We start from the raw sequence: 1909 nt of genomic DNA, 5'->3' as shown, positions 1-1909 counted from the left end.
AAATAGTGAAAGCGCAGATAAGTGGAAAAAGATACCGACGCTTATCTCTGGTGTCCGCACAAGTCGGCAACCGGCTGATTGCTCCGATGGTTTATCAAAATACGATGACCGGAGTCTTTTTTGAAGCGTGGTTTCAGCAATGCCTACTGCCCGCATTGACTCAAAAATCGGTGATTATTTTAGATAATGCACGATTTCACCGTATGGGTGTCTTACGGGAAATGGCGGAAAAATGGGGACATAAGGTATTACCTCTTGCACCTTATTCACCTGAGCTCAACCCGATTGAGAAGGTGTGGGCGAATATTAAGCGGTATCTGCGAACCGTATTGTCTGATTACGCCCGATTTGACGATGCATTACTGTCCTATTTTGATTTTAATTGACTATATAATTCATAGTTCCATTTGGTAATATTCATTAATATACTATAATCGGTCAGAATCGGGCATTTATACTATTTCAGCCGAATAAAATACCCTTTATCCTTCGGTTAAGACAAATAGACGAATAATAATCTATACTTTATAACAAAACCGACACTAAATACCTGCCTTCAAATAACAAAGCAGGATTTTATATCTCATGGGATCACAATGAAGAAACAAGATAAACTTTACGACGTTTATGTTTCTTATCCGCCGGATGTCGATCGCGAGCGCATCAACGCCTGCTTGTACGATAATCTGCCGGAAAAAGAAGCCGAAGATTTGGTTCAAGCGCTTGCCGAACGTCCGCAAGCCATTATTGCCGAGAACTGCACCCAAGACGAACGTGAAAACGCCCAACAATATTTCAATTATTTGGGATTGGATGTCATCGTCCGCCAATCGATGGAATTGGAGCTGAATCTCAGCGGTGAAGAACAGGAAGAAGCGGCTCCTGAAATCCGCCAGTGTCCCGTATGTTTGACCCTGATTGAGGATCACGAGGCGACGGAATGTCCCGTCTGCCATTTCCACCTTGCCAGCGCAACCGAGCAAATCATCCAGCGCAAGCGCATCGAATGGCAGGAACGGGTGGCGTTTGAGCATAAAAAACAAGCGGAAATCGCCCATAAGCTGCAAATTGAAAAAGAGCGTGAAGAAAAACTCCTGCGCAAACAAATCCGCTCAGAACTGGAAAGCAAACTCCGCCAAGAATTGGGTGAAGATCCCCAATTGGCTGCTTTGCAATCCAAAAAGAACACTTATATCCTGATCAGCGTATTGGGTATTCTTGCCATGTTCGGCTTGGTGGCTGCCGGATACCTTGCCGCCAAGTTCCTGTAAAACGGAAATAACGCGATTAAGTCGATTAAGTTTAAATTAGGACAAGGCGGCGAAACCGCAGACAGTACAAATCGTACGAAACCGATTTTTTAAGGTGCTTCAACACTTTAGAAAATGCCTCTCCGCGAGCTGAAGTGAGGGCAACACCCTACCAGTTTAAACTTGATGCACCCTCAATCTGAGACCTTTGCAAAATTCCCCAAAATCCCCTAAATTCCCACCAAGACATTTAGGGGATTTTCCATGAGCACCTTCTTCCAGCAAACCGCACAAGCCATGATCGCCAAACACATCGACCGCTTCCCGCTATTGAAGTTGGATCAGGTGATTGATTGGCAGCCGATCGAACAATACCTGAATCGTCAAAGAACCCGTTACCTCCGAGACCACCGCGGCCGTCCCGCCTATCCCCTGTTGTCCATGTTCAAAGCCATCCTGCTCGGACAATGGCACAGCCTCTCCGATCCCGAACTCGAACACAGCCTCATCACCCGCATCGATTTCAACCTGTTTTGCCGTTTTTGACGAACTGAGCATCCCCGATTACAGCACCTTATGCCGCTACCGCAACTGGCTGGCGCAAGACGACACCCTGTCCGAATTGCTCAAACTGATTAACTGCCAACTGACCGAAAAAA

1 protein-coding gene and 2 pseudogenes are annotated in these 1909 nt (G+C 46.1%); all 3 read left to right on the top strand.

Going from position 1 to position 1909, the window contains the following annotated elements:
* Positions 1-386: pseudogene (locus HMPREF1028_RS12745) on the top strand (IS630 family transposase); the annotation flags it as partial.
* Between the two features lie 210 nt (positions 387-596).
* Positions 597-1271 carry a hypothetical protein gene (locus HMPREF1028_RS12740; protein WP_009313174.1) on the top strand — a complete coding sequence of 225 codons (675 nt, stop codon included), beginning with the start codon at positions 597-599 and terminating at the stop codon, positions 1269-1271.
* A 243-nt stretch (positions 1272-1514) separates the two neighbouring features.
* Positions 1515-1909, top strand: a pseudogene (locus tag HMPREF1028_RS12735) (transposase); the annotation flags it as partial.

Origin of the sequence: Neisseria sp. GT4A_CT1 (genome assembly GCF_000227275.1) — a bacterium.
Lineage (GTDB): Bacteria > Pseudomonadota > Gammaproteobacteria > Burkholderiales > Neisseriaceae > Neisseria.
Note: the sequence above shows the minus strand (reverse complement) of the source record. Positions and strands in the feature narration are given on the sequence as shown.